The organism is uncultured Sphingomonas sp. (assembly GCF_964021865.1).
Lineage (GTDB): Bacteria > Pseudomonadota > Alphaproteobacteria > Sphingomonadales > Sphingomonadaceae > Sphingomonas.
The window spans coordinates 52,334-60,632 of the sequence record NZ_CAXIAM010000017.1 but is presented as its reverse complement, the minus strand read 5'-3'; the positions used below and the strand labels follow the sequence as shown (position 1 = coordinate 60,632).

At 68.8% G+C, this 8,299-nt stretch carries 8 protein-coding genes; 7 read left to right on the top strand and 1 reads right to left on the bottom strand.

Features of this window, described 5'->3' with window-relative positions:
- Positions 1–86: 86 nt before the first annotated feature.
- Positions 87–1,436, bottom strand: a complete 1,350-nt coding sequence (gene glmU / locus AADI75_RS06830) for a bifunctional UDP-N-acetylglucosamine diphosphorylase/glucosamine-1-phosphate N-acetyltransferase GlmU (protein WP_341208290.1) — start codon at positions 1,434–1,436, stop codon at positions 87–89.
- A gap of 61 nt (positions 1,437–1,497) precedes the next feature.
- Between glmU and AADI75_RS06825 the strand changes: the two genes are divergently transcribed.
- From AADI75_RS06825 to pstB, 7 genes are all read left to right on the top strand, one after another.
- Positions 1,498–2,169, top strand: coding sequence for an HAD-IA family hydrolase (locus AADI75_RS06825; protein WP_341208289.1), 672 nt, complete (start codon positions 1,498–1,500; stop codon positions 2,167–2,169).
- Positions 2,166–2,513, top strand: coding sequence for a hypothetical protein (locus AADI75_RS06820; protein ID WP_341208288.1), 348 nt, complete (start codon positions 2,166–2,168; stop codon positions 2,511–2,513). The genes AADI75_RS06825 and AADI75_RS06820 overlap by 4 nt, the downstream gene beginning before the upstream one ends.
- Before the next feature lie 43 nt (positions 2,514–2,556).
- Positions 2,557–3,759 (top strand): ATP-binding protein, encoded by a 1,203-nt coding sequence (locus AADI75_RS06815; RefSeq protein WP_341208287.1) that lies wholly within the window; start codon positions 2,557–2,559, stop codon positions 3,757–3,759.
- Positions 3,760–3,832: 73 nt separating this feature from the next.
- On the top strand, positions 3,833–4,897 hold the full coding sequence (locus AADI75_RS06810; RefSeq protein WP_341208286.1) for a substrate-binding domain-containing protein: 1,065 nt from the start codon (positions 3,833–3,835) through the stop codon (positions 4,895–4,897).
- A complete protein-coding gene (gene pstC / locus AADI75_RS06805; RefSeq protein ID WP_341208285.1) occupies positions 4,897–6,273 on the top strand; it encodes a phosphate ABC transporter permease subunit PstC in 1,377 nt (458 codons plus the stop codon). The genes AADI75_RS06810 and pstC overlap by 1 nt, the downstream gene beginning before the upstream one ends.
- A complete protein-coding gene (gene pstA / locus AADI75_RS06800; protein ID WP_341208284.1) occupies positions 6,266–7,534 on the top strand; it encodes a phosphate ABC transporter permease PstA in 1,269 nt (422 codons plus the stop codon). The genes pstC and pstA overlap by 8 nt, the downstream gene beginning before the upstream one ends.
- Positions 7,531–8,298 (top strand): phosphate ABC transporter ATP-binding protein PstB, encoded by a 768-nt coding sequence (pstB, locus tag AADI75_RS06795; protein ID WP_341208283.1) that lies wholly within the window; start codon positions 7,531–7,533, stop codon positions 8,296–8,298. Before pstA ends, pstB begins: the two co-directional genes overlap by 4 nt.
- Position 8,299 lies beyond the last annotated feature (1 nt).

The window sequence follows — 8,299 nt, the reverse complement described above, 5'->3', positions numbered from 1 at the left end:
TAGCCGCGATATTCGAGCCGCTTCAGCCCATCGAGCAGGCGATCGGCCACATCCTCATGGCCCAGGATACCGACGATACCGCACATCTATTTGTCGCCCTTCTTCTTGGCCGTCATCGCATCGCGAAAGCGCTTGGCCCAGCCGCCGCGCTCTTCCTGCCGGCCGCGTGCCAAGGCAAGTGAATCCGCGGTAACGTCCCGGACAACAACGGAACCTGCCCCGACGATCGCGCCTGCACCCACCGACACCGGCGCGACCAGCGCGCTGTTCGACCCGACGAACGCGCCCTCGCCGATCTTCGTACGGTACTTGAAGAAGCCGTCGTAATTGCACGTGATCTTGCCCGCACCGATATTCGCGCCTGCGCCGATCTCGGCATCGCCGATATACGACAGATGGTTGACCTTCGCTCCGACACCCACGGTCGCCTTCTTGATCTCGACGAAATTGCCGACCTTGGCGCTCTCCGCCAGCACCGCGCCCGGCCGCAGTCGCGCATAAGGCCCAACGTCGGCGCGCGCGCCGACCGTCGCACCCTCCAGATGACTGAACGCGCGGATCGTCGCGCCGTCGGCGACGGAGACGCCAGGGCCGAACACGACGTTCGGCTCGATCGTCACGTCACGGCCGAGCGTCGTATCATGCGCAAACCACACCGTTTCCGGCGCGATCAGCGTCGCGCCGTCCGCCATCGCCTGCGCGCGCCGCGCCTGCTGCCACATCGCCTCGACCGTGGCCAGCTCGCCGCGGCTGTTGACGCCGGTCACCTCGTCGGCGCTCGCCTCGACCACCACCGCCGCGCCCGACAGCTCGACCACGTCGGTCAGGTAATATTCGCCCGCCGCATTGTCGTTGCCGAGCCGCGCGAGCAGATCGAACAGCAGCTCGCCCCGCGCCGCCATCAGCCCGGAATTGCACAAGGTCACCGCGCGCTCGGCGGCGTCGGCGTCCTTGAACTCGACGATCTTCTCAAGACGGTCGCTACCTTCGGCGACGATCAGCCGTCCGTAAGCGCCTGCATTGTCGGGTCTAAACCCCAGCACCACCACCGCCGGCGCATCGTCGGCGTCGAGCCGCTCGATCATCGTGCGCATCGTCTCGGCGCGCACCAGCGGGACGTCGCCGTAGAGGATCAGCACGTCGCCCGCGAACCCCGCCAGCGCCTCGCGCGCCTGCATCACCGCGTGGCCGGTGCCGAGCTGTTCGGCCTGCACCGCGATCTTCGCGCCGAGCGGCGTCACCGCCGCCTCCACCTGTTCGCGCCCCGCGCCGGTCACCACCACCGTGCGCGCGGGCGACAGCGTCGCGGCGGACGCGAGCAGGTGAAGCAGCATCGGCCGTCCGGCGACCGGGTGCAGTACCTTGTGCAGGTCGGATTTCATGCGGGTGCCCTTGCCCGCGGCGAGGACGACGACGGCGATGTTGCGGCTCGACATGGCCCCGCCCTGCCACCCTTTGCTTGCCAATTCCAGTATCGCACGGCAACGCGCGCAGCCGATGGCTGACTTCCCCTTCCGCATCGTCGGGTTCGATCTCGACGGCACCCTGCTCGACACGTCGGGCGATCTCGCCGCGGCGCTCAACCACGCGCTCGCCAGCGCCGGCCGCCCGACCTTGCCGGTCGAGCAGGTCAAGCCGATGATCGGCGGTGGCGCGCGCCACATGCTCGCACAGGGCATGGTGGCGACCGGAGGCTGCACCGACGGAGAGCTGGACGTGCTGCAACGCCGGCTGCTCGACCATTATCAGGCGAATATCGCCGTCCTGACGCGACCCTTCCCGCACGCAATTGAGGCGCTCGACCAGCTTGCCGCAAAGGGCGTCACACTGGCGGTCGTCACCAACAAGCTCGAGGCGCTTGCCCGTCAGATCCTCGCCGATCTCCGCCTCACCGACCGTTTCGCGACGATCATCGGCGGCGACACGATGGGGCCGGGCAACGGCAAGCCGTCGCGCGTGCCCATCGACGCGATGGTTGAGCGCTGCGGCGGCGGGCGCGCCGCGTTCGTCGGCGATTCGATCTACGACATTACCGCCGCGCACGCCGCCGGCCTGCCCGCGATCGCCTGCTCCTTCGGCTTCCTGATGCAGCCGGTCGAGGAACTCGGCGCCGACGGGGTGATCGACAGTTTCGCCGAACTGATCCCCGCGCTGGAGCGACTGGCATGACCCAGGTGCGCGTGCCATGGTTCTTCGCGCTGGTGGTCGCGACGGTCTTCGCGGTCGGCATGGCGCTGATGCCGCACCCGGTGCCGATCGTCGAGGTGGGCGACAAATGGCAGCATATGGCGGCGTTCGGCACGCTGACGCTGTTGTCGGTGCTGGCCTTCCCCGACGGTTCGCTGCTGCGGATCGGCGAGCGGCTGTCGTTCTTGGGCGCGATGATCGAAGTGCTGCAGTCGATTCCCGCGCTACACCGCGATTGCGACATCATGGACTGGGTGGCCGACACCACGATCATCGTTGCGGTGCTGGTCGTGGTGCGGATCGGACGCGGGGCGCGACGGCGCTGAAACGCTCTGCCTTTCGTCACACGGCTGCGCTATCGCGGCGTTCGTGATCGACGAACTTCCCTTGCGCACCTGGCTGGCGGTGGCGATCGCCGTGGCGACCGCGGCGGTGGTCTATCTGCTGTCGCGTGACGGTCAGGCGGCGCTGGCGGCGCTGGCCGGCGGCGCGGCGCTGGTCGTCATCATCGCCACCATCCCCGAAGAGCAGGCCGCGCAGGAAGATGAAGCGCCCGCCGCCCCGACCGACTTGCCCGCCGCGGCGATCGTCGAGGCGGTGTCGGAGCCGGTGCTGGTGCTGCGCGGTGGCCGCGTCGCGCTGGCCAATGTCGCGGCCCGCACGCTGCTCGGCGCGCATATCGTCGGCGAGGACGCGCGCGTCGCGATCCGCCACCCCGGCGCCGCCGCGCATCTGGCGGAGGGCGTGACCCAGCCGGTCGATCTGGTCGGGATCGGCACGCTCGACCAGCGCTGGGAGATGCGCGCCGCCCCGATCGGCGAGGATGCGCGGCTGGTGCAGCTGGTCGACCGCACCGGACAGCACGCCGCCGAGAAGATGCGCGTCGATTTTGTCGCCAATGCCAGCCACGAATTGCGCACGCCGCTCGCCTCGATCCTCGGCTATGTCGAGACGCTGGCGGACGAGGCGGGCGACGATCCCGACCTGCGCAAGCGCTTCCTCGCGATCGTCTTCGACGAAGCGCGGCGGATGGAGCGGCTGGTCGAGGATTTGATGAGCCTCTCGCGGATCGAGGCCGAGAAATTCCGCGAGCTGCGCGCCGCGGTCGATCTCGCCGACCTTACTCAAGAGGCGTGCGATGCGCTGATCACCACGCATGGCGATCGCGGCGAGGACATCCACCTCGACATCGCCGAGGCTTTGCCGCCCGTCACCGGCGACCCGATTCAGTTGTCGCAATTGATCCACAATCTGATCGGCAACGCCATGAAATACGGGCGCGCCGGCACGCCGGTCGAGGTGACGCTGTGGACGCAGGCACAGAATGTCTGCCTGCGCGTCGCCGATCATGGCGACGGCATCCCTCCGGAGCATCTGCCGCGACTGACCGAGCGCTTCTACCGCGTCGATCCCGGTCGCAGCCGCTCGGTCGGCGGCACCGGGTTGGGGCTCGCGATCGTCAAGCATATCGTCGAGCGCCATCGCGGCCGGCTCGACATCGCCAGCACCGTTGGGGTCGGCACGCGGGTGACGGTCACGCTTCCGGCGCCGGCTCCGAAGCCGGTGTCATGAAGGCGTAACCTCGATGTCACACGGCGCGCTGCATGAGGGCTGCCGTGTTGGCGAACGCCCGTTCGGGGGAACCATGTCGCGCTTCGTTCAGGCGCTAGCAGCCATGCTGCCGCTCGCCTTGGCGTGCGGGCTGGCAGCGTGCGTCGATCAGGCGGCCGGCGGCGGGGTGGGCTCGCGGGACCAGATCCGCGCGGTCGGCTCCTCGACCGTCTACCCGTTCACCACGATCGTCGCCGAACGCTTTCTTGCCACCGTGCCGCACGCGCGCCCGCCGGTGATCGAATCGACCGGCACCGGCGCTGGCATCCGCTTGTTCTGCGCTGGAGTCGGCGCCGCACACCCCGATCTGGTCGACGCCTCGCGTCGCCTGCGCCGCGGCGAATATGCCGCCTGCGCGCGTCACGGCGTCGATCAGATACTGGAAGTCCAGATCGGCATCGACGGCATCGCCTTTGCCGAGGCGTTGCAGGGCCCCGGCATGACGCTGACCCCGGCCGACATCTATCGCGCGCTGGCCGCCGCTCCGCTCGGTCGCCGCAACCAGGCGCGGCTGTGGCGCGACGTCAACCCGGCACTGCCTGCGATCCCGATCCAGGTGTACGGCCCGCCCGCGACCAGCGGCACCCGCGACGCGCTCGCCGAGTTGATCCTCGCCAAAGGCTGCGAAGCGGTCGAGCCCGACACGATCGGGCTCCACGAACGCGATCCGAATGCCTTCGCCACCCGCTGTCAGCGGCTGCGTGAGGACGGCGCCTATGTCGACGCGGGCGAGAACGACAATCTGATCGTCCAGAAATTGCGATCGAATCCCAATGCGCTCGGCATCTTCGGCTATGGCTATCTGGAGCAGAATGCCGGCGTCGTCCGCGGCGTGCCGTTGAACGGTGTCGCCCCCACCTACGCGACGATCGCGAGCGGCGCCTATCCCGGCGCGCGGCCACTGTTCATCTACGTCAAGAAGGCGCATCTGCGCGCCATCCCTGGGCTGCGCGCGTTCCTCCGCCAGTATGCGGCCTTGTGGGGCGCGGACGGTCCGCTCGTGAAGCGCGGCCTGATCGCCGCACCGTTGCCGGTCCAGCGCCGCGCCGCCGCGATCATCGCCAACGAGGTCGCGCTCGACCCGCGTGCGCTGCACTGATGTCGCCGCTCGCGCTTCTTTTCCTGATCGCCGCGCTCGCGCTGATCGGCTGGATCGTCGCCCGCGCCCGCGCCGCGCGCTTCCGTAGCAGCCCGGCGCGCCGGTTCAGCTCGCTGCCCCAGCATCACGGCTGGTATGTCGCGATGTGGACGCTGTTGCCCGCCTTCGTGTTTCTGGCGATCTGGCATTCGGTCGCGCCGGCACTGGTCACGGATGCGGTGATCGCCACCCCGCTGGCCGCTGCGCTCCCCCCGCCGGGGCTCGACCGCGCGGCGATTCTGTCGGAGGCACGCAATCTCGCCAACGGCGATGCCTGGGGCGCATTTCACCCGCTGTCGGAGCGGCTTGCCCCGGCCTATGCCGCCGCGCAGTTGCGCTACGACTGGATCGCCACCATCGTCGCGCTGCTGCTCGCCTTCGCCGGGGGCGCGGTCGCTTTCCTGCGCGTCCGTCCTGGTTTCTCGGCGCGTTCGCAGGTCGAGCGAGTGGTGATGGGGCTGCTGCTCGTCGCCTCGCTGATCGCGATCGTCACCACCATCGGCATCGTCGCGTCACTGCTCGTCGAAAGCGCGCGCTTCTTCCGGATCGTCCCGATCACTCAATTCCTGTTCGGCACGCACTGGAGCCCACAGGTGATCGACGCGCGCGATCCCGGCGCGGCGCTGGGCGCGGTGCCGCTGTTCTGGGGCACGTTCTTCATCGGCGCGATCATCGCGATGCTGGTCGCGGTTCCGCTCGGCCTGATGAGCGCCATCTATCTGACCCAATATGCGCGCCAGACCACCCGGCGCTGGATGAAGCCGATGCTGGAGATCCTCGCGGGTGTGCCGACCGTCGTCTATGGCTATTTCGCCGCGTTGACCGTCGCCCCCGCGGTCCGCGACCTGGGCGTCGCACTCGGCATCCGCTGGGCCTCATCGGAAAGTGCGCTCGCCGCCGGCGTGGTGATGGGCGTGATGATCATCCCGTTCGTCTCCTCGATGGCCGACGATTCGCTGTCCGCCGTCCCGGCCTCGATGCGCGACGGCAGCCTCGCGATGGGCGCGACCAATTCGGAGACGATCCGCCGCGTGCTCGTCCCCGCCGCCTTGCCCGGCGTGGTCGGCGGCGTGCTGCTCGCGGTCAGCCGCGCGATCGGCGAGACGATGATCGTCGTCATGGCCGCCTCGGGCGTCGCGTCGTTGACGCTCAATCCGTTCGCCAGCACCACCACCGTCACCAAGCAGATCGTCGATCTGCTCACCGGCGAGGCCGAGTTCGACTCCGCGAAGACGCTCGCCGCCTTCGCGCTCGGGCTGACGCTGTTCGTCATCACGTTGCTCCTCAACGTCGTCGCGCTGATCGTCGTCCGGCGCTACCGCGAAGCCTATGAATAAGCGCGCCGCCTCGCCCGCGCGCCAGCCGACCGACTGGCAGACCCCCGCGATGCAGCGCCGCGTCCGCCGTCGCTATGCCGCGGAACGGCGCTTCCGTGCGCTGGGCGTGGCGGCGGTGTTCGTCTCGGCGGCGTTCCTTGTGTACCTGCTCGCGACGATGATCGGACAGGGGGCGAGCGGCTTCACCGAAACCCGCCTCGCTCTCCCGCTCGACCTGCGTGCGCGTGTCGTCGTCAGCCCCGCGCAACTGAGCGGCCCCGCCGCCGACCTCGCGCTGGCCGGCGCCGGGCTGGAGCATGCCGTCGACGCCGCCGCCGATCGCGCCTATCCCGCACAGGGCGGCGCGGCGCTGCTGTCGGACGGGGCGTGGCTGCGCGTTCGGGACGCGATCAAGCGCGATCCGCACATGCTGTCCGCGCCCTCCATACTCGACGTACCGGTCGCGACCGACATCGACATGGCGTACAAAGGAGAGGGCACTCGAGAAGGCGAGGCAGCGGTCGCCGCGCTCGGCCCGCATCTATCGCGCGGCCTCAACGTCAGCTTCTTCGGCGGCGCCGACGCCACCGATCCGACCCGCGCCGGCATCTGGGGCGCGCTCAAGGGCTCGCTGCTGACGATGGTCGTCACGCTGGCACTCGCCTTTCCGATCGGTGTGCTCTCGGCGCTGTACCTCGAGGAATATGCGCCGCGGAACCGCTGGACCGATCTTATCGAAGTCTCGATCAACAATCTCGCCGCGGTCCCGTCAATCATCTTCGGGCTGCTCGGGCTGGCGGTGTTCCTCGGCACCTTCCACATGCCGCGCTCGGGCGCGATCGTCGGCGGGCTGACGCTGGCGCTGATGACGATGCCGGTGATCGTGATCGCCGGGCGCAATGCGATCACCGCGGTGCCGCCGTCGATCCGCGACGCCGCGCGCGCGCTCGGCGCCTCGCCGATCCAGGTCGTCTTCCACCACGTCCTGCCGCTCGCGCTGCCCGGCATCCTCACCGGCACGATCATCGGGATGGCGCGCGCGCTGGGCGAGACCGCACCGCTGCTGATGATCGGGATGCGCGCGTTCATCGCCGCGCCGCCGGGCAAGCTGACCGACCCGACCACTGTCCTCCCGGTGCAGATTTTTCTGTGGTCCGACGACGTGCAGACCGGCTTCGTCGAGAAGACCTCGGCGGCGATCATCGTCCTGCTCGTCGTGCTGCTCACGATGAACGGTCTCGCCATCTACCTTCGCAATCGCTTCGAGACCCGCTGGAAATGAGCAACGCCGCGCCGAAAATGACCGCCACCGGCGTCAACGTCTTCTACGGGCGCAAACAGGCGATCCGCGACGTGTCGATCGACGTCCGGCGTGAGGACGTCACCGCCTTCATCGGCCCGTCGGGCTGCGGCAAGTCGACCTTCCTGCGCACGCTCAACCGCATGAACGACACGATCCCCGGCGCGCGGGTGGAGGGCGACATCCGCCTGGATGGCGAGGACATCTATGCCAAAGCGATGGATGTCGTGCAGCTTCGCGCGCGCGTCGGCATGGTCTTCCAGAAGCCGAACCCGTTTCCGAAATCGATCTTCGAGAATGTCGCCTACGGCCCGCGCATCCACGGGCTGGCACGTTCGAAGGCCGACCTTGCGCAGATCGTCGAGCGATCGCTGACCCGCGCCGGGCTGTGGGCCGAGGTGAAGGATCGCCTCACCGAAAGCGGCACCGCACTATCGGGTGGCCAGCAGCAGCGGCTGTGCATCGCGCGCGCGATCGCGGTCGATCCCGAGGTGATCCTGATGGACGAGCCGTGCTCGGCGCTCGATCCGATCGCCACCGCCAAGATCGAGGAACTGATCCACGAACTTCGCGGCCGCTATGCGATCGTGATCGTCACCCACAACATGCAGCAGGCGGCGCGCGTCAGTCAGCGGACCGCCTTCTTCCACCTCGGCCAGCTCGTCGAATATGGCGACACGTCGGACATCTTCACGAACCCGCGGCAGGATCGCACGAAGGACTATATCACAGGCCGTTACGGCTAAG